This window comes from Paenibacillus sp. FSL L8-0333, assembly GCF_037965665.1.
Classification (GTDB): Bacteria; Bacillota; Bacilli; order Paenibacillales; family Paenibacillaceae; genus Paenibacillus_AQ; species Paenibacillus_AQ odorifer.
In genome coordinates this window covers 96,253-115,913 of the sequence record NZ_CP150186.1, presented here as the reverse complement: position 1 = coordinate 115,913, position 19,661 = coordinate 96,253, and the positions used below count along the sequence as shown (strand labels likewise).

Genomic DNA, 19,661 nt, shown 5'->3' with positions numbered 1-19,661 from the left:
GTGAATGATTGTGAGAACATCGATAACCCGCGGCTGGCAAAGCATGAAGGAGCAATTTTATATTTTAATTCTGCTCTTCATCTACCGACTGCTCTGGGGCTACTTTATGTATGGTTTCATCCGATCTGCTATTATTCCAATTCTACTGCGCTATCCGGATAAAGACGCCGGAGGCAGCGGTATGGGCAGACTGTTGTATTATATCGAGGGACAGTTCAGCTTGAATACGGACCCTGCGATACGCACTTGGTTATGGATGCTTCTGGCGCTTGTTGTCTTGCGACTTCTGCTTTCCCCTTTCATAAGGGCAGGATTGCTGCATGAGCTCCACCAGGAGCGAAAGGGCGAGCGTGGACTGTTCTTTTTCCCTGGCATGAAGATCTATGGACTACCTGTCTTAGTCTTTAGCCTAATCGAATGGGTGCTGACCCTGCTGCCGCTTTACTGGCTTGCTCCAAAAATGTACGGGCTGTTCTTATCCTCTTTGTTTAACTACGCTTTGTTACTTCATTTAGTACCATACGTATTGGCATGGCTTATATATATTTTTATCGTGCGCCTGTTTCTTCTATATATGCAGTTTGGTTACACCGGCGGTACAGGAATGTTCTCCTCACTGATCATCTGCTTGCGGTCACTGATTCCTGCTATAGGTGTTTCCATTGTACTTGGGGCGGGAGGCCTGCTCTTACTGCTAGTGTGCGGACTGACGGGTCTGTTCTGTCCCGGCCTACCGGCACTTATAATACGGCAAATCTCACCACTACCTTCTACGCTCTTAAAAATGTGGGGAATCTCTGCACAATATCATCTATGGCGTAGCAAAGCATTTCCACAATAAATCAACCTTATTTGACATAATAAAAAGGTCCCAATTCCTGTATTCAGGAGCTGGGACTTTTTCTCATTACGGATAACTTAAGAGTATTTGCAAAATCGTAAAAGCTCTGTTACAATAAGTCCTGTGCTATTAGTAACAATTTTGTAATCAATTGAAACGATTCCTACATAACTAAATGTATTTATCGTAAGTGTAACTGTCGAAACGTCATTCTCTGGTGCTTAACACGCCTAATTCCTTTGCACCGGGAAGTGGGGGAACCATATTTTGGGTGAATTGATCTCGCTTTACAGGGATCATAGGGAATCTTCTACCGAACCCTTAAGCTAACCTCGCAGGCCTTGGAAGGAGTACATCTTTTGAAAAGACATAATTTAAGAAAAAAATGCGTCGCTGCGGCGCTAGGACTTGTAATGGCATTATCTATTGGTGGAGGAAGCGCCTTTGCCGACTCTAAAATGGACTCTGTAATCTCAAAGACTATTGGAGTTGCCTATAAAACCGGAGGTACAAGCACTGCCGGATTTGATTGCTCTGGATTTACAAAGTATGTATTCAAGAATGTGGGTCTTACTTTACCTCGTACATCAAAAGCTCAATATAGCGTTGGAACTGCTGTATCCAAAAGCAATCTGCGTTCTGGTGATCTAGTGTTCTTTAACACACTTGGCAATGGAGTATCCCATGTCGGCATTTATGTTGGAAACGGAAAATTCGCACAATCGTCCTCTTCGCGTGGAGTGACCATCACTTCACTCAGTCAGGCCTACTGGGCCAATCGTTATGTTGGCGCTAAAAGAGTAATGAGTACTTCAGCTTATCAAGCTGTAGCCTTCGATTGAAACCTTCCTCACAATTACAACTATATGAACCTGAATCTGATTATGCCCGTAATCAAATTCGGGTTTTTCTTTATTCCATAATATATTTTTACACTATTAGAGCCCAATTGAAACACGTTTATTTGATAAAAATTGCAATTATATTAAAAATTAGGTCATTATTAACGCTTACATATGCCTTTCTACCGTAAAAATGCCAATTTTTCTGCATTAATATGTTAAAAACGATTGCCAAGCGGCTTTCTGTTTGTTACAATTAGCGCAGTGAGATTTTAGTAACATTTTTGTAATCATTAAGTTGTTATTTACAAAGGTTTTGTCATGTATTGATTACAAGCTAATCCTAATCAACAGTATGAGCCGAGTTTCCTAACTATTAGGAAAACGGGGGAACCAACTTTGGGTGAATTGACCTCCATTATATAGAGGGGTCATAGGGGACCTTCAACCGAACCCTTAAGCTAACCTCGTAGGCATTTGGAAGGGGTATACACTTTTGAAGAAGAAGTTAGCAGCAGCAGTACTAAGCTTTTCCATCATCCTCACCATCGGAGCAGGAAGCGCTTTCGCAGATTCCAAAATGGATAAAGTGATTGACAAGGCCATCGGTACTAAATACGTATCCGGCGGTATATCCACTAACGGATTTGATTGCTCCGGATTTACAATGTATGTGTTTGATAAGATTGGCATTAACCTTCCACACCAATCAGGTTCCCAATATCAAATGGGCACAGCAATCTCCCGTGATGATATAAGAGCCGGAGATCTTGTATTCTTCAATACAAGTGGCAAAGGTGTCTCCCATGTCGGCATTTATGTCGGTGAAGGTAAGTTCGCACACGCTTCTACCTCACGCGGTGTTACGATTAGCTCTCTGAGTGATAGCTACTACGTGAAACGCTACGTTGGTGCCAAGCGCATTATGAGCACAGACGCTTACCAATCGGTTGCTGCTGAATCGGAAGACAATGATGATGTGCAATAAATAACGTACATAGGCTCTTTTCCAAGGTACTCTTGGAGGAGAGCTTGTTTTTTTGTCTTATTACTTATTTACCCCTCTCATAATTTGTAAAACATTCCCCTCATATAAAGTTTCTGAGTCGAACCTCCCCCATTTTGTATATAATTAGTAATATAGCAATGTCCTCGTGAAAGGAGATCGTTGACCTTATGATAAATCCCTCGGTAACTTTTCATGTTGTTCCTATGGAGGCAATTCACGGAGAAGCTATTTGTAAGTGGAGCTATACGCCCCCATATAATATTTATGGCTGGATGCCGTGGGAGCAGATGCAGGCTCTTGGCATCGAGTTTGGTGATCCGCAGCTCCGGGAGGAACAATATATCTCCATATTAAATGAAAATGAGGTTTTGTGCGGATTCGCACAGTTGTTCCCGATGGAAGGAGTCGTCCGTTTAGGAGTTGGGATGCGCCCCGATCTATGCGGCCATGGTTTAGGCAAACTATTCGTAGATGCCATCGTCCAGACAGCGTTGAATCGTTATCCTGATCGTGAGATAGATCTGGAAGTCCTGACCTGGAACCAACGCGCCATTCGAACTTATCAAAAATGTGGATTTACGATTACAGATACGTATGAACGCCGCACACCTACAGGAGACAAACCTTTTTATTGCATGGTCTATGACAAATGATATTAAATACCAGATATTTCATAAGAATGATTGTATTCTCGTTCATTTTTTTGTCACAAACCCTATGATAACGCTTCACCATAAGCTATAATGTAGGGAGCAGCTTACATAGAAGGGACGAATTGGGATGCAGAAATGGATCATGAGCGGTTTGTTTTTTGCCGCCTGTGCCTTTGCGGTAGTACTCATGTTTACACTTCCGGGTAAAGAAGAGGTAGCAGAAGAAAATAAGCCCACGATGCCGGTAGTTCAACTGGACGCCGCAAAGGCAGAAGCAACCGTGAAAGCCAGCTGTATCACCTGTCACGGCGATCAGCTTCAAGGTGGAGTTGGACCAAGTCTTCAGAATGAAGGCGGTCAGCATGACGCTGAGGAAATCTACAGCATCGTCACCAAAGGACGTGGCCAAATGCCTTCCTTTAAGGAGAAGCTAGCTCCTGAAGAGATCGCCAACGTCGCACTCTGGCTCTCAGAGAAAAAGTAACCAGCCAAGCAACCAAAAACGCCCGTGTATGAGATAGGTGACTATCTGTGCACGGGCGTTTATTTTATGATTTTGGCTAAACTAATGATTTTTTTCAAAGGCTTCATTAAATTCATGCGCCTCTCGAAGATCTAGAGCTGTAATCCCATCTTCTTCATTAGATTTCAGGCGCAGGGTAACTGTTTTATAATCAATCGTAATATGTGGATGGTGATCGAAGGCTTCTGAAATCGTGGCTACTTCATCCACAAACGCAATGCCCTTCATATATTGGCTGAACATATATTTTCGCACCATAACATTATCTTCCAGTTTCCAGCCCTCCAGCTTGGTGATCTCCTCACGCAGTTCCTCTTCCGTAAATAACAATTCGTTTCCTCCCTTACAAAAAATTGCAGTAAAGTGCGTAGTTCCCTTTACTTGTCTTAGGCGTTAAACAAAACATCCCTTAGCTTCTGAGGTCCAAGGGATGTGCCAGGATAAAGGCGATATTTTCGATTAAATGTATTCACAAATCCCAGCGATTATAACTCGGCTTTATCAATTTTAACACGGGCTACTAACTACGGGCAAATTACGTCCAGACGTCTCCTCTGCCTAAATCAAAACTACTGAAGCCAAATCCTCTTCGCCAACTAGAATATTAATGCGGTGCGTGTCCTTATCGTAAATAATTACGCCGCTCCCCACTTCAATCATAGGTTCATTACCCAGCGCGAAGAAAAGATCCTCAGCCAATGCTTCCCATACCTCCAGCTTTGATTCTTGGGGTAGTTCCTGCCACTCGTCCGGATCCATCTCAAAAAATAAATATCCATCGGAAATTCGTCCGACGGCTTCGGTCAAATCGGTTAGAATTTCACCGTAATCTCTACCATGCTTTACACCCACGTATATCACTCCGTTTTCTTCACAGATGAATAATTACTTACCTTATCCATTATAGCCGAAAAAATGACTTCACAAAAAACCGAATGATGTCGATAAATAAGAATATACGTTAATTCGGTTTCGCACAGAGTGCCCTGCCGCTGTTTCAAGGATGATATACGCGGCATTGTCGGAACACATCTTAAATCTCACGGACGAGGTGCAAAATGGAAATTTCAACAATAATTGGTTTAATTTTTGGTTTGGTTGCTGTAATCTGGGGCATGATCCTCAAGCACGCTCCACTTCATGCTTTGGCCACACCCGCTGCTTACGTTATTATCTTGGTGGGTACGGCAGCTTCTATTTTCATGGCCTTTCCTTTCAACGAGGTCAAAAAGATTCCAAGTCTGTTCAAAATGATTTTTATCAAAAAGAAGTTAATCAGTAAACCCGAATTAATCACTATGTTCATGGAATGGGCTTCTATCACACGGCGTGAAGGTCTGTTGGCTCTAGAATCAAAAGTCGATGAAATAGAAGATAACTTCCTCAGAAACGGCATGCGGATGATTATTGATGGAAATGATCAGGATTTTGTCCGCGATGTCCTCATGGAGGATATCCACGCCACAGAGGATAGACATAAAGCAGGAGCCCTCATTTTCTCACAGGCAGGTATGTATGCTCCTACCCTCGGGGTGCTCGGGGCGGTTATCGGTCTCATCGCCGCTCTGGCTGATATGAGTGATATGAACAAACTGGCTGCGGCAATCGGGGCTGCCTTCATCGCCACATTGCTTGGTATCTTTACAGGTTACGTATTATGGCATCCTATTGCTAATAAGCTGAAACGTCTCTCCAAACAAGAAATCGAAGTTCGAATGATGATGGTCGAAGGTCTTTTGTCCATACAGTCCGGTGTATCTACTATTGCCATCAATCAGAAGCTTGCTGTATTCCTAACACCTTCGCAACGCGTTAAGTTAAATGAGAAGGACGGTGGATCAGGTGAGCAAAAAGACTAGACACGAAGAGCATGAAGAACATGCCGATGAATCGTGGCTGTTACCTTACTCCGACCTCATGACTCTTCTGGTGGCTCTGTTCATCGTTATGTATTCTATGAGTGCAACGGATGCCAAGAAATTTGAAGAGATGAGTCAGGCCTTCAGTTCCGCACTTAATGGCGGTACAGGTATTCTTGAAGAGCGGGCAGCAATGCCTAGTAAGACTCAAGAAGATCTAGGGAAAAATGATAAGATGGGTAGCTCTACTTCCAAGAAAGCTGAAGAAGCAGAAATGGCAAAGCTACGACAAAAGGAACAAGAGGATTTAGAGAAGCTTAAGAAACAATTCGATCAATATATTAAGAGCAACGGTCTAACTGATCTGCTCAGTACGAAGCTTAATCAATCTCAGCTAATGATTACGATCAGTGATAACGCATTGTTCGCTTCTGGCCAAGCCATTGTTAAGGATGATTCGCGGCAATTAGCTAAATCCATCTCAACGATGCTGCAGCAATTCCCGGATTATGATGTAGTAGTGCAAGGGCACACCGACGATATTCCGATTTCTAATAGCAACTATTCATCCAACTGGGATCTGAGTGCGGATCGGGCACTTCAGTTCATGAAGATTTTGCTGCAGAACACAAATCTAAATCCACGCAAATTTAGTGCGATTGGATACGGCGAATATCATCCTATTTCCGATAATGACACAGCTACCGGTCGAAGCAAGAATCGCCGGGTAGAGGTTTCCATTATTCGAAAATATCAAGAAACCAAAGAGTTTACAGGGATTGTTCCCTCTGCTGAATAAGTGATTTCGTAAGGTAATAAAAAGAGCTGTCCAAAGGTCTTAGACCCCGGACAGCTCTTTTTTTGTTGCAGTACTACATTCTATATGGAACTGTATTATTGTAATGACACTCCTACAGTAACTCGTAGTTCAGCGTAGCTCCAAGCTCTTTCTTCTCATCAGCAGACAGCTCACGCCATTCTCCCGTTTGCAATGCCCCCAGGCGAATATTCATAATCCGAATGCGTTGCAGCTTTCGAACCTCATACCCAAAAGCGCTGCACATACGACGAATCTGGCGATTTTTGCCCTCTGTCAAAATAATACGGAAGACACGCTCCGTAATACGCGTTACCTCACAGGGCAGCGTCTTCTCGCCTAATATTTTCACACCGCTGGACATGCCGGTAATAAAAGAAGGCGTAATGGGTCTGTCCACGGTAACCACGTATTCTTTTTCATGCCGGCCTTCCGCCCGCAAAATTTTATTAACGATGTCGCCATCATTGGTAAGCAGGATTAATCCTTCCGAATCCTTATCGAGACGACCAATCGGGAATATACGTTCATGATGACCTACAAAATCGACAATATTCCCCTTGATATGCTGTTCTGTGGTTGATGTAATCCCTACCGGCTTGTTTAGAGCAATGTAGACCGTCTGGCTTGAGGTTTCAAGCGCTATACCATCTATTCGCACATCATCGCCCGGAACAGCCTGACTGCCCAGCACAGCAGGCTCTCCGTTGATCGTAACTCTGCCGGCATCCACAAGCTTGTCTGCTTCTCGGCGTGAACAGTACCCTGTCTCACTGATGAATTTATTAATTCTCACGTTGTTCTTCACTCCGTTCATCCTTAATGTTAAGCCAAGGTGTACCCCCTCCAGCTGCAGGCAGCTTAATCATAACGGTTGTCCCCCGGCCAACTTCACTTTGTATTTCCAAATGACCCTTATGAGCCTGAATAATACGCTGGCTAATCATTAACCCAAGACCAGTCCCCGATTCCTTATTCGTGAAGAACGGTTCACCCAGCTTAGGCAGCACGTCCTCTGGAATCCCTTCACCCTGATCTTTGATTACTATAAAGACGCAATCCACAGAGTTCCACAGTTCCATTGAAATGACGCCACCCTCAGGCATAGCCTCAATTGCATTTTTAACAATATTAATGAATACCTGCTTCAGCTGGTTCTCTTCACAATGTACAGTAGCAGGTTGTTCAGAGAATTTCGTACTAAATTGAATATCATGTAGATGAGCCAGACTATCCAATAGAGAAACTACATCACCTAATATGTAGCGAAGATCTTTTTCCTGAAAATGAACGGCTTGCGGCTTAGCCAGGATTAAAAATTCACTGACAATAAGATTAATCCGCTCCAGCTCGGATAACATCAGCTCTACATGAAGCGGAACCAAGAGCTCCTTCTCCTGTTGAAGCTGTAGAAATCCTTTTAATGTGGTAAGAGGGTTACGAATCTCATGAGCTACTCCTGCGGCCAATTGGCCGACTGTAGTTAGTTTCTCAGAGCGTCTAAGCAGCTCCTCCATTCGATTGCGTTCCGTCATATCACGAGAAACGTGAATAAAGGAATGGGGATAACCCTCTTCATCTCGAATTATCGAGGTACTAACGCTAACCTCAACTAATGATCCGTCCCGTTTAAGTCTCACTGTCTCGATCGGTGGCAGAACTGCACCATTTCTTAACGCGTCAAGCCGCTCTTCCTCTTGCTTAAGCGCTGTCGCGGGTACAAGATATGGCATATTGCCGATCACTTCTGTTGCACTCCATCCATACAGCTCCTCAAAGGCCCTGTTAGTGCTAGTGATTCGTCCCTCCATATCCAACGTATGAATCGCATCAGACGTACCGTTAATTACGGATTCCAAATGCTCCTTAACCGCCCGGTTCTCTTCCAGCGTCTGCTTAAGACGATTGGTGCGTTGCATAAGATGAGAAGTCATAGCGTTAATCCGCAAGGCTAATTGACCTAACTCATCACGAGAGGTTACCTTTAATGGAGGTTCGAACTTACCTCGCGCTACATCATTGACTTTGGCAAGTATAGCCTGAATTGGACGAGTAACAAAACCTGAAAGTATGTAACTACATAGCAAAAATAATGCCAGCAACAACAGAGACGTAGTCAAATAATTGGCTAATTGTTCATGAACTACGGATGAAATCACAGAATAATCCAAAACTACACCGATTACGTAAGGATCCATTTTAGGATTCTGAATAGGAATGAAGCTTTTGAGCACTCTTTTCCCATGTACCCTCGTCTCCAGTGTAACTGGCTTCTGCTTCTGCTGAGCTAATAGAATGGCCGCTTTATCTTGCTCCACATTACCATAAGTATAGGTACCGAACTTAATTGGGCGGTTGCCAAGTTTCTTTTTAAATGCATCGCTTCCATCGCCCGCCATACTCGCTAAACCAAATGTTGTTGGATTAAATCCTGTAAGCTCTAAAATCCCTGGATTAACTTCTTTGGTTCGCTCTACAATTTGATCGGGATTGGTGATTTTGACATATTCACTAGCCGCAGTATTGAGAATAACAGGATTAATGATGTAGTTACTTGCTTCATCATGATAATAACCCCACTTCTCAATGAAATCGGGATTGTAGGTTGAATATTCAAATGGGCCTGACCAAAAATGATCCAATGCCTGACCTTGTCCCACAGTGACTTCCTGATTATCAAATAACTCCAAAAGGGCAAGGTACCAGTACCCCCAACCTTGAGTGGACATTCCAATATCAATCGGATTTGATGCCTTTGTCACCACGATATCATTATCAATCTTTACCAGAATTGAAATATTAGACACGCCCAACTTGGAAGTTAGGGCCTTAAGTTGAGCATTGGTTATATTCTTATAATCCGGACCCAATTCCTTAGAGGCAAAGATGGCAGCCATTCTTAAGTTATGCGCAATTTGATATTCTACATAGTTAGAGCTATAGTTACTTTGTTCTACAGAAACAGCCATTTGCATAGCGGTGATCTGCATATTATTTACGTTTTCATTTCTTAGATTATTCTGAGCGGCATAAAGGTTAAATGTCAGGTTTAATGCTAAAATTAGCAGTACCGCTCCAAAAATAATAGCAGATAGTTTTGTCTTTATGGACAAACTGTTATTCACCTCTTATCCACTGGTAAATCCTTGCGGAGCCTATAATAAACATCATACCTTTTGCCCCCTCATTTGAAAAGGACATTTAAAACAAGCCTATTAATTCACGAAATATTGAAATTCAAAAGGTGTTTCTCTACAATATATAAGAAACCATCCACATCTTATGCACATATAAACAAATTATTAAAGTCCGATGTGTACAAAAATGTGTATAAGTAGGCTGTTATCCACAGAGTTATACACATTTTGTTAAGAACGAATATTTGTTCGTTGTACAATGGTTACAGAAGAAGGGAAGATGATCTTGAATATTAAAGCCAATGAATCGCCAGAAGATATACAAGCGGTTCATGAATATTGGATGAGGCAGGCGATCGCAGAAGCACGTAAAGCTGAGGCATTAGGTGAGGTTCCTATTGGCGCTGTCATTGTTCGACATGGTGAAATTATAGGACGTGGATACAATTTACGAGAAACGACAATGGATTCGACAGCCCATGCAGAGATGGTAGCCATTCGTGAGGCCAGCAATGTCATGAATTCTTGGCGTCTGCTGGATTGCCAGCTGTACGTCACCCTAGAACCTTGTCCGATGTGTGCAGGAGCAATAGTGCAGTCCAGAGTGCCTCTCACGGTATATGGAACGCCTGACCCTAAAGCTGGATGTGCCGGGACCCTCATGAACTTGCTTGAAGAACCGCGATTTAATCATAGAACTGAGGTAATACAGGGTGTTTTACAAGAAGAATGTGCAGATCTACTCACCTCCTTCTTTCGCCGTTTACGTAAAAAGCCAATAAAACAAAAGGAGGACTCCTAAATGACCCTTACTCTATATCATACCTCTCAAGGCATCTATATTTCTCCACTTGAGCTTAAGGATGCACAGAGCCTGCTGGAGCTTCGTTTAAATAACCGGGTAACCCATGAACCGTTTGAGCCAAAACGTGATGATCACTTCTTTACCTTGGAGAGTCAACAACAGATCATCAATCAGCGTATTGAGGACGCCCTACAGGACAGAGCTTATATGTTCGGCATTTATCTGCTGGATGGACAGCTAATCGGTCAGATCACATTGTCCAACGTCTCACGAGGTATAGCACAATATGCTGATTTAGGATATTTAATGGATCATCGGATGCAAGGACAAGGTTATATGACAGCAGCAGTCGGATTAGTCCTCGGCTATGCGTTCCGGGCCTTAGGTCTACATAGAGTTCAAGCAGCTATTTTATTGCATAATGAAGCTTCCCGAAGAGTCCTGGAGAAGAGTGGGTTCAAACCTGAAGGGATCGCCCGTCAGTATCTTAAAATAAATGGACAGTGGCAGGATCACCAAACCTACGCAATCTTAACCGAAGACGTGCTGACTGAGGAACGGAAATAAGATTCTGCATTGTCGCAGGAATGAGTGCTACTTTTTTTCCTAAAAAAAGACCCGCATGGGCGTATAATATACGCATCATGCGGGTCTTAATCTTGCGAACTGGGATTAATAAGTTCCCATACCACCGAATTCTTCTCCAAGTTGATCCATTGTAATTACATCATCACCTTGAGGGATACCAATCTTGAATACCGGCTTCTCGTTGATCTTACTGTATTGGCCCGTTCCATTTACTGAGAAGGCCACTTTTGTGCCATCTTCCGGATCATTTACTTTAACATCCATCAATAAATCCTGATACACAGCGTATCCATCTTTATCGATCGCAGTATTATAGTGGAACTGGTTGATGGTAAGGTACTTATCAAGATCAGCTAAGCCCTTATCCAATTCAGTTCTAGCTTCACCTGATGTCAGTTCTTCTTTAGCCTTAGCTAGATCTGCATCTTTAATCTGCAGCATATCCTTGTATTCTTCCTTGCTTACGATATCAATAATTTTAGGCAGGGCATTATTCACCAAGATAGTGATTGCTTCTTTAACATTATCGTTAGTCACTTGGAACTGAACAACTTGTTTAGCTTCCACACCTTCTGGTAAATTAGCATCTTTGGGATCAATCTCGTTAAAATATTTTTCTTCGTCATATTCAGCTAGGACAGTGTCCACCACTTCATTAGACAGCTTCTGCATTTTTTGAGTATCCATCGTACTTGGGTTAAATTCTGCACCCTCCTGCTCTGCCAACGCCTTCAGATCAACCTCTACAAACTTATTGAGGATCGTCTCAGGAATCGGTACGAAAGGAATAGATGGAATCTTAACATACAACTTCTCGGCAGTCATTACCATAGGAACATTAAAGCTCATGCTCATATCGCCTTTCAGATTCAGAACCATAGTTAGTTCTGTCTGCATTGGCTCTGCTTGATATACCCCATCAATGGTAATATCAGCATTCTTAAGCATACTAAGTACCTGTGTAGTCATTGCAGCAGATTCAGCGTCAGAAGTCTCGATCGTAAGATCGTTGATCGTGAATTTACTCTTCATCTCATAAGATGACATTGTAGTCGCTTTAGTAGCAGCTGATTTTAAGGCCTCTTTTGGCGCCTCCTGTTTACTTGCACATCCCGGCAGAATTACTGCTGCTGTAAGCAGCAATGCAGCGGCCGACAAACCCCACTTTTTGTTCATTATTGTTCTCCTCTCCCATTGTAAAAGAAATCTCTCCCCCTCCTATGATAAACCATTTGTAAAAATCAAGAAACACTTCTTTAAAATTCTTAACGTTTTTATTTGTTAACCTTGTGGATTATGGTGGTCAACATGGTTCGCTTGTTTCACCTTTTTAGAACCTGAAAGCGGTTCTGGACCTGAAGGAGCATGGTCTTTTCTCCGCTCACCACTTGTTGGCTCTGCCCCAGGAACAGGGATACTTTTTGGTTTCGACATTTTCATTCCTCCTAAGGATTGGTCAAGTTCTGAAGAGCCTGAGCACATTCGTGAATTTGCCGTGAGTATTGCTGTGCCAGCTGCTGTACGGCATCACTACGCTCATCAATATGGAGACCGCTCTGTTCCACATCCAGCAGATCCACTGCCACTTCTCTGCTATCTACATACTTGCAGCGAAAATCCAGCGAATAGCCTTGATGACCTGCCGCATTAAAATGAATCAGCAAGCTATTCGGATCCCCATTATCCGCCAGCACACTGAAACTATCCCCATCATCCATCAACGCCGGCAAACGCTCCTGCCAGGCTGAAACAAGCTTATGCTGATCAACTTCTAATGATCTATCCATGATTATGATCATCCTCCTTCTCTAATACATTGCGGAGAAATGAAGCTTTTTATTCTCAATAGAACTCGGTCTACCAAACAAAACAAAAAACCGTCCCCCAGAGGGAACGGTTTCTATCTAATTATTCTTTAAGTTCATAAAGGAATGGCGGAGAGGATGGGATTCGAACCCATGTGGGCTTGCACCCTAACGGTTTTCAAGACCGCCCCGTTATGACCGCTTCGGTACCTCTCCAAATGCATTTAAATTTCACATGCATTAGGATTGTACCATACAATGCAAAGAAAAAGCAACTATATCTTTAAATAGTTTTTGGTTGTATCGATTTTACATTGCGCATATAAGGTTGTAGGCATTCTGGAATCAGAACACTGCCATCCTCTTGCTGATAATTCTCAAGAATTGCAGCAACTGTACGTCCAACCGCCAAAGCAGAGCCGTTCAGCGTATGAACAAATTCAGGCTTCGATTTTGGATCCTTACGGAAACGAATATTTGCCCGGCGTGCTTGGAAGTCCTCAGTATTTGAGCAAGAGGAGATCTCACGGTACATTCCGCTCTCAGGCAACCACACTTCCAAATCGTACGTCTTAGCCGATGTAAAGCCCATATCAGCCGTACATAACCCAAGTACACGATAAGGCAGTCCTAACAGCTGCAGCACACGTTCAGCATCTGCTGTCATTTTTTCTAATTCCTCATAAGAGGATTCAGGCGTGGTGAGCTTCACCAACTCTACCTTGTTGAATTGATGCTGGCGAATCAAACCGCGAGTATCACGGCCCGCCGAGCCCGCCTCAGAACGGAAACAAGAGCTGTAAGCTACATGGTATTTAGGCAGGTCAGCTGCCGTCAAAATCTCTTCGCGATAGTAGTTCGTTACAGGTACTTCAGCTGTAGGAATCAAATAGTATTCGGTATCCCGCAGCTTGAACAGATCCTCTTCGAATTTAGGCAGTTGTCCTGTACCATACAGGCTGTCTTTGTTCACAATGTAAGGCGGCAGCATTTCCTCATAGTTATGCTCACCACTGTGAAGATCCATCATAAAGTTAATCAGCGCCCGTTCTAGACGTGCTCCGAGTCCTTTATAGAAAACAAACCGGGATCCTGTAACCTTTGCTGCAGCTTCGAAATCAATAATATCAAGCTGCTGCGCAAGCTCCCAATGTGATTTCGGAGTGAATCCGAACTCTTTGGGCTCCGACCAGCGGCGTAATTCAACGTTATCATCCTCAGACTTCCCTACCGGAACTGAATCATGAGGAATATTAGGGATATTCATAGTAAGATCAGCAATCTGAGCTTCCAGTTCACGTACTTCGTCATCAAGCTCTTTAATTCGGTCAGATACTGTACGCATTTCTGTAATTAGATCATCTGCTGGCTCGCCGTTCTTTTTCTTTTTCGCTACTTCACCCGAAACTGTATTACGACGGTTCTTAAGCCCTTCGGTTTCTTGCAGTAATTCACGTCGGCGCAAATCAAGTTGTGGAAAATCAGCAATTAAGTCCAGCGATTTGCCCCGTTTTTCTAAAGCCTCTTCCACTCTTGCGTAATCACTACGTAGTATTTTTACATCTAACACAATGTTTCCCTCCTGAAAACAGCCTAAACTCTTTCAAAATGCTGATTACAGCTTTGAAAGAGTCAGGATGTTCTTTATATGCAATTTTGTTGTTGGACTTCCCTATTCGCCTCTACCATATCGGCAAAATATTGGTGCAGTCTGAAATCATCGGTCAGTTCTGGATGAAAAGAAGACACCAGCAAGTTCCCTTCGCGCGCGGTTACAATCTCATCATTATAGACTGTAAGCACATCAACTCCCGGTCCTACCTCGTTGATAAGCGGTGCACGTATAAATACAGCACGAACCGGCTCATCAATGCCTTTAACCTCCAGATCACATTCAAAGCTTTCCCGTTGGCGGCCGAATGCATTCCGGGCTACGGTAATATCCATCAGCTCCAAATGCCCCGGTTCACCACCGGCAATTTTTTTGGCCAGCACGATCATACCCGCACATGTGCCAAAAATAGGCTTGCCCTGATCAGAAAAATCACGGATGGCTTCTATGAAACCATATTTCCGCATTAGCTTTCCAATCGTTGTACTTTCTCCGCCGGGGATAATCAGGCCTTCAACTTCTTCTAGCTGCTCCACACGCTTGATAGGCACGCCTTCTGCACCGGTCTTCTCTATACTAACAATATGCTCCGTAACAGCGCCTTGAAGCGCCAATACTCCTATCTTCATCCTACAACCTTCTCTCTATTAACGGCCACGCTCCGACATACGTTCAGCCGGGGTGAGAGTTGCAATATCAATCCCCTTCATTGGTGCACCAAGGTTCTTGGATACTTCAGCAATCAGTTTGTAATCAGTATAGTGTGTAGTGGCTTCAACAATCGCACGCGCAAATTTCTCAGGATTGTCCGATTTAAAAATACCCGAACCTACGAATACACCATCAGCACCCAAATGCATCATAAGAGCAGCATCGGCAGGTGTAGCTACACCCCCAGCGGCAAAGTTAACAACCGGCAGTTTGCCAAGCTCATGCACTTCGAGCAACAGCTCGTAGGAAACTCCCAGGTTCTTTGCTTCATTATATAGCTCGTCCTTGGACAAATTCGTTACTTTACGGATTTGACTGTTGATAAAGCGCATGTGACGCACGGCCTCAACAATGTTGCCTGTTCCTGGTTCACCTTTTGTACGGATCATGGAGGCACCTTCGTTAATACGTCTCAGTGCTTCTCCCAGATCCTTCGCTCCACATACAAAAGGAACGGTGAACTCATGTTTATCAATATGGAATACTTCATCAGCAGGAGTAAGAACTTCACTCTCATCCAAGTAATCAACACCCAAAGATTCTAGAACTTTCGCTTCTACATAATGGCCGATACGAGCCTTAGCCATAACAGGGATACTTACCACTTTGAGAACCTCTTCTACAATTGTAGGATCGGCCATCCGTGCTACACCGCCAGCTGCACGAATGTCAGAAGGTACGCGTTCCAGAGCCATAACAGCAACTGCACCAGCAGCCTCAGCAATTTTTGCTTGCTCTGCATTCATGACGTCCATAATGACGCCGCCTTTTTGCATTTCTGCCATGCCTCTTTTAACTCGCGATGTACCTGTTTCCATGTCCTAACCCCCCGAATGATCTATCTTAATCTAACTTGTAATTTTACCCCAATGAAGGGAAATCTACAACCCATTTACTCGGATTTACTGCTGATTTCGACACCGAACTGCATTAGAACAAGTTCTTGATCCCTGAAAATAAATCACCGAAGAAATCGCCAATCGCTCTAAGGAACAACTTGAACCAGCCAGCTTTCTCAGCTTCCTCTACAGTGATCAGATTAACTGTTTTCTCCTGTGCTGCTTGCATGCCTTCAGCCTTGTAGGAATAGGTAACTTTACCTACTTTAGAGGATTGGGCTATAGGAGCAACCAAAGTTGCAGGGTCATTTGTTACAACAGTTGTAGTAACTTCAGGAGAAACAGTTCCCTTAGGAACAATGAAAGAAACTCCTTCATCAGTAACTATAGAAACATCTTTATTCTTGCCTTTCAGTACCGGAACTGTTTCCGTGCCAGCAATAACAGCCTTCGGAGCTACAACCTGTTTGATTTCAAAGTTGTTAAACCCGTAGTCGAGCACTTTTTTAGTTTCTGTGAATCGATGTGCCTCTGAATTAGCACCCATAACAACACTGATTAGACGCATTCCATCACGCACAGCAGTACCGGTAAAGCAGTTACCTGCATTTGTGGTATGCCCAGTCTTCAGTCCATCTAGACCTGGATAAGCATATGCCTTAAAGTTGGGAATACTTTTGTTAGCTTCCAGCATCCAGTTGTAGTTAATGATCGGCGCTGTATCCCGATCACGGAATTTATAAGACTGAATCGTTGTAAATTCAGTGAAGTCCGGGTGGTCAGTAACTATAAATTTAGCAAGAGTAGCTGCATCTCTAGCTGACATTACAGTCTCTTTATCAAGATCAGGACGGAATTTCTTCGGCATGTCTGCCCGATCAAGTCCAGTTGAGTTAATAAAATAGGTATTTTTCATGCCCATCTTCTGTGCAGTCTGATTCATTAGTTCTACGAATTGTTCTTCTGAACCCGATACCAATTCTGCCAAAGCAACTGTGGCATCATTCGCCGATCCTACGGCCATCGCTATGTATAGCTCTTTAACCGTATGTTCATCTCCAGCTGCCAAAAAAATTCGTGATCCGACCTGTTTGGAAGCATTCTCTTGAATGATAACTTTCTGATCCCAAGAGATGTCTCCTTTTTTCACGGCATCAGATACAAGATATTCAGTCATCATCTTGGTCATACTCGCAGGTGGGAGTGGTGTATCTGGATTTAGAGCCATAAGTACTTGGCCTGTAGTTGGTTCTATTAGAATAGCAGAACTCAATTCCAAGTTAAGAGATTCCACAGAAGGGATCTTAACTGCGTTGGTCTTGGGTGCAGTTTCAGTAGTAGTTGCGGCACCTTCGGTTGTAACCGGAGTTTTGCCCGCTTCAGCCAATGCTGGAATTACTGGGTTCATTAACATATTTAAAAGCAGACCTACAGTCGCTGTCTTAATTACAATTTGCTTACCATTAAATTTTCGTTTGTGCTTCAATGATTACGACTCTCCTTTAAATCTCATATCAATAGCTTGTTCTATTCTAACACAGGGGTACCCGCAAAAAAAGACAGACAGGACGAAATAGTCCTGTCTGTCCAAAAAATAATACGGTTAGTCCATTATACGGAATAGTTTGGTGCTTCTTTTGTAATTTGCACATCATGCGGGTGGCTCTCACGAAGTCCAGCACTTGTGATGCGAATGAAAGAAGTATCGTTACGCAGTTCTTCCAATGACTTCGTACCGCAATAGCCCATACCTGAGCGCAATCCGCCGATCAATTGATGAACAGTGTCAGAAAGAGGCCCTTTAAAAGCAATACGTCCCTCAATTCCTTCAGGAACGAGCTTTTTATCATCATCTTGGAAATAACGGTCTTTACTGCCTTGTTTCATGGCACTCATGCTGCCCATACCACGATATACTTTAAATTTACGGCCTTGATAGAGCTCAGATTCCCCTGGGCTTTCTTCTGTACCCGCAAACATACTTCCCATCATTACAGCATGAGCACCAGCTGCGATAGCCTTTGTGATCTCCCCAGAATACTTAATACCGCCATCAGCGATAATAGGAATTCCATACTCACGAGCAACTGTCGCACAATCATAAATGGCTGTAACCTGAGGTACGCCGATACCAGCGATAACGCGTGTTGTACAGATCGATCCTGGTCCAATACCTACTTTAACTACAGATGCACCAGCTTCAATAAGTTCACGGGTTGCTTCGCCTGTAGCTACGTTACCAGCAACAATCGTAAGATCAGGATACAACTCACGAATTTGGCGAACCGCTTCAATAATATTAATGTGGTGACCATGTGCAGAATCGACGACGATCAGATCCACACCAGCTTTTACTAATGCTGCAGTACGTTCGAACGTGTCTTTAGAGATACCAACAGCTGCTCCAACAAGTAGACGGCCATGTGCATCTTTGGCTCCGTTAGGGAATTGAATAGCTTTTTCAATATCCTTAATGGTGATGAGACCCTTAAGAATATTATTCTCGTCCACAAGGGGAAGCTTCTCGATCTTATGACGTTGCAGGATACCTTCTGCTTCCTGAAGGGTTGTACCCACAGCAGCTGTTACAAGATTCTCATGTGTCATAACTTCTTTAATCTGAATATTGAAATCATGAATAAAGCGTAAGTCTCTATTAGTTAGAATACCGACAAGTTTATTGTCACTGTCTACAATCGGCACTCCGGAAATGCGATATTTACCCATTAAAAGCTCTGCATCAGATACCATGTGTTCTGCCGTAAGTGAGAATGGATTCGTAATAACTCCGCTCTCGGAACGCTTCACACGATCTACTTCTTCCGCTTGCTGCTCTACAGGCATATTCTTGTGTATAATCCCGATGCCACCCTCACGAGCAATTGCAATGGCCATGGCTGCTTCTGTGACTGTGTCCATCCCTGCACTCATAAGTGGAATATTCAACTTCACATTCTTACTTAGAACTGTGGTCAAATCCACTTCTTTAGGCAGTACCTCAGATTTACGCGGAACCAGCAGCACATCATCAAAAGTTAGACCTTCTTTACCAAACTTATCTTTCCACACCTGGGTCATTCCTCCTCGGTTGTTTTAAATTATACCCGCCTACAAACTTTATGAAAGAAGAACCTTTGACTCCAGTCCATTCACGACAGACAATTCTGTACATCTGGGGGCTGAACAAGTGTAGATCTTCAATTAAGGTTTGAGATGCTTATCCAAAAATATATTATTGCCATCTTAGCAAAGGGCATTTGGACTGTCAAGAACATTACATCATCAGAGTAGGTATTCAAAAAACGGCCCCCGAGTAAGCGAATTATTGGACGTTAGTCCGTGCTCAGTGGACATATAGTGTATAAAAAATCCACAATGCATTTCTGCTCATCTTATTACCCACGCTTATCTCCATCATAGTATTTCAAAATATAGCCTAATGAATTCTCTATTTACATAACAAAAAGACCACTGTCGATTACTCAACAGTGGTCTTGTGTGCTTGGCAACGTCCTACTCTCCCAGGACCCTTCGGTCCAAGTACCATCGGCGCTGGAGGGCTTAACGGTCGTGTTCGGGATGGGTACGCGTGGAACCCCTCCGCTATCGCCACCAAACAT

At 43.3% G+C, this 19,661-nt stretch carries 21 protein-coding genes, 1 tRNA gene, 1 rRNA gene and 2 riboswitches; of the genes, 9 read left to right on the top strand and 14 right to left on the bottom strand.

The annotated features are described in order from the left end of the window. Nucleotides 1–10: 10 nt before the first annotated feature. The 5 genes from NYE72_RS00550 (at nucleotide 11) to NYE72_RS00530 (ending at nucleotide 3,829) form a co-directional block, all read left to right on the top strand. Entirely contained in the window at nucleotides 11–841 is an 831-nt protein-coding gene (locus tag NYE72_RS00550) for a hypothetical protein (protein ID WP_036679984.1), read from the top strand. A 217-nt stretch (nucleotides 842–1,058) separates the two neighbouring features. Next, a riboswitch (cyclic di-AMP (ydaO/yuaA leader) is annotated at nucleotides 1,059–1,197 on the top strand. 57 nt (nucleotides 1,198–1,254) lie between these two features. After that, nucleotides 1,255–1,683 (top strand): C40 family peptidase, encoded by a 429-nt coding sequence (locus NYE72_RS00545; RefSeq protein WP_052097401.1) that lies wholly within the window; start codon nucleotides 1,255–1,257, stop codon nucleotides 1,681–1,683. A gap of 348 nt (nucleotides 1,684–2,031) precedes the next feature. Then, nucleotides 2,032–2,174: riboswitch (cyclic di-AMP (ydaO/yuaA leader) on the top strand. 44 nt (nucleotides 2,175–2,218) lie between these two features. After that, a complete protein-coding gene (locus NYE72_RS00540; RefSeq protein ID WP_232061490.1) occupies nucleotides 2,219–2,671 on the top strand; it encodes a C40 family peptidase in 453 nt (150 codons plus the stop codon). 188 nt (nucleotides 2,672–2,859) lie between these two features. Then, a complete protein-coding gene (locus NYE72_RS00535) occupies nucleotides 2,860–3,345 on the top strand; it encodes a GNAT family N-acetyltransferase (protein ID WP_036679960.1) in 486 nt (161 codons plus the stop codon). Nucleotides 3,346–3,472: 127 nt separating this feature from the next. Then, nucleotides 3,473–3,829 (top strand): cytochrome c, encoded by a 357-nt coding sequence (locus NYE72_RS00530; RefSeq protein WP_036679962.1) that lies wholly within the window; start codon nucleotides 3,473–3,475, stop codon nucleotides 3,827–3,829. A gap of 81 nt (nucleotides 3,830–3,910) precedes the next feature. On the opposite strand, the gene NYE72_RS00525 is transcribed toward NYE72_RS00530, so the two are convergent. Beyond that, on the bottom strand, nucleotides 3,911–4,198 hold the full coding sequence (locus tag NYE72_RS00525) for a 4a-hydroxytetrahydrobiopterin dehydratase (RefSeq protein ID WP_036679964.1): 288 nt from the start codon (nucleotides 4,196–4,198) through the stop codon (nucleotides 3,911–3,913). 228 nt (nucleotides 4,199–4,426) lie between these two features. Then, nucleotides 4,427–4,720 (bottom strand): hypothetical protein, encoded by a 294-nt coding sequence (locus tag NYE72_RS00520; RefSeq protein ID WP_036679966.1) that lies wholly within the window; start codon nucleotides 4,718–4,720, stop codon nucleotides 4,427–4,429. Between the two features lie 206 nt (nucleotides 4,721–4,926). Here NYE72_RS00520 and motA point away from each other — a divergent pair, with 206 nt between their 5' ends. Beyond that, complete coding sequence (gene motA / locus NYE72_RS00515; protein WP_036679967.1) at nucleotides 4,927–5,727, top strand: flagellar motor stator protein MotA; 801 nt, start codon at nucleotides 4,927–4,929, stop codon at nucleotides 5,725–5,727. Continuing rightward, nucleotides 5,711–6,526, top strand: coding sequence for a flagellar motor protein MotB (motB, locus tag NYE72_RS00510; RefSeq protein WP_036679969.1), 816 nt, complete (start codon nucleotides 5,711–5,713; stop codon nucleotides 6,524–6,526). The genes motA and motB overlap by 17 nt, the downstream gene beginning before the upstream one ends. Before the next feature lie 112 nt (nucleotides 6,527–6,638). Here the strand turns inward: motB and rluF are convergent, their stop codons facing one another. Further along, nucleotides 6,639–7,340, bottom strand: coding sequence for a 23S rRNA pseudouridine(2604) synthase RluF (gene rluF / locus NYE72_RS00505; protein WP_036679985.1), 702 nt, complete (start codon nucleotides 7,338–7,340; stop codon nucleotides 6,639–6,641). After that, nucleotides 7,330–9,657, bottom strand: coding sequence for an ATP-binding protein (locus tag NYE72_RS00500; RefSeq protein ID WP_339211069.1), 2,328 nt, complete (start codon nucleotides 9,655–9,657; stop codon nucleotides 7,330–7,332). Before NYE72_RS00500 ends, rluF begins: the two co-directional genes overlap by 11 nt. A gap of 310 nt (nucleotides 9,658–9,967) precedes the next feature. Here NYE72_RS00500 and tadA point away from each other — a divergent pair, with 310 nt between their 5' ends. Beyond that, on the top strand, nucleotides 9,968–10,483 hold the full coding sequence (gene tadA / locus NYE72_RS00495; protein ID WP_256721116.1) for a tRNA adenosine(34) deaminase TadA: 516 nt from the start codon (nucleotides 9,968–9,970) through the stop codon (nucleotides 10,481–10,483). Continuing rightward, nucleotides 10,484–11,053 (top strand): GNAT family protein, encoded by a 570-nt coding sequence (locus NYE72_RS00490; RefSeq protein WP_339211067.1) that lies wholly within the window; start codon nucleotides 10,484–10,486, stop codon nucleotides 11,051–11,053. Between the two features lie 105 nt (nucleotides 11,054–11,158). Here the strand turns inward: NYE72_RS00490 and NYE72_RS00485 are convergent, their stop codons facing one another. From NYE72_RS00485 to rrf, 10 genes are all read right to left on the bottom strand, one after another. Further along, a complete protein-coding gene (locus tag NYE72_RS00485; protein ID WP_038568046.1) occupies nucleotides 11,159–12,250 on the bottom strand; it encodes a hypothetical protein in 1,092 nt (363 codons plus the stop codon). A gap of 105 nt (nucleotides 12,251–12,355) precedes the next feature. Beyond that, nucleotides 12,356–12,508: a small acid-soluble spore protein P gene (locus NYE72_RS00480; protein ID WP_036679976.1), complete on the bottom strand. Its 153-nt coding sequence runs from the start codon at nucleotides 12,506–12,508 to the stop codon at nucleotides 12,356–12,358. An 11-nt stretch (nucleotides 12,509–12,519) separates the two neighbouring features. Then, nucleotides 12,520–12,861 carry a hypothetical protein gene (locus NYE72_RS00475; RefSeq protein ID WP_036679977.1) on the bottom strand — a complete coding sequence of 114 codons (342 nt, stop codon included), beginning with the start codon at nucleotides 12,859–12,861 and terminating at the stop codon, nucleotides 12,520–12,522. A 145-nt stretch (nucleotides 12,862–13,006) separates the two neighbouring features. Beyond that, nucleotides 13,007–13,095, bottom strand: a tRNA-Ser gene (locus NYE72_RS00470). Nucleotides 13,096–13,162: 67 nt separating this feature from the next. Further along, nucleotides 13,163–14,449: a serine--tRNA ligase gene (serS, locus tag NYE72_RS00465; RefSeq protein ID WP_076100088.1), complete on the bottom strand. Its 1,287-nt coding sequence runs from the start codon at nucleotides 14,447–14,449 to the stop codon at nucleotides 13,163–13,165. A 74-nt stretch (nucleotides 14,450–14,523) separates the two neighbouring features. Further along, nucleotides 14,524–15,120 (bottom strand): pyridoxal 5'-phosphate synthase glutaminase subunit PdxT, encoded by a 597-nt coding sequence (pdxT, locus tag NYE72_RS00460; protein ID WP_036679979.1) that lies wholly within the window; start codon nucleotides 15,118–15,120, stop codon nucleotides 14,524–14,526. Nucleotides 15,121–15,138: 18 nt separating this feature from the next. Further along, on the bottom strand, nucleotides 15,139–16,020 hold the full coding sequence (gene pdxS, locus NYE72_RS00455; protein ID WP_036679980.1) for a pyridoxal 5'-phosphate synthase lyase subunit PdxS: 882 nt from the start codon (nucleotides 16,018–16,020) through the stop codon (nucleotides 15,139–15,141). 112 nt (nucleotides 16,021–16,132) lie between these two features. After that, the gene (locus NYE72_RS00450) at nucleotides 16,133–17,527 is read right to left on the bottom strand and encodes a D-alanyl-D-alanine carboxypeptidase family protein (RefSeq protein WP_036679981.1); all 1,395 of its coding nucleotides are present in this window, start codon (nucleotides 17,525–17,527) and stop codon (nucleotides 16,133–16,135) included. Between the two features lie 125 nt (nucleotides 17,528–17,652). Beyond that, nucleotides 17,653–19,110, bottom strand: coding sequence for an IMP dehydrogenase (gene guaB / locus NYE72_RS00445; RefSeq protein WP_036679982.1), 1,458 nt, complete (start codon nucleotides 19,108–19,110; stop codon nucleotides 17,653–17,655). 431 nt (nucleotides 19,111–19,541) lie between these two features. Next, nucleotides 19,542–19,658, bottom strand: a 5S ribosomal RNA gene (gene rrf / locus NYE72_RS00440). Between the last annotated feature and the right edge of the window lie 3 nt (nucleotides 19,659–19,661).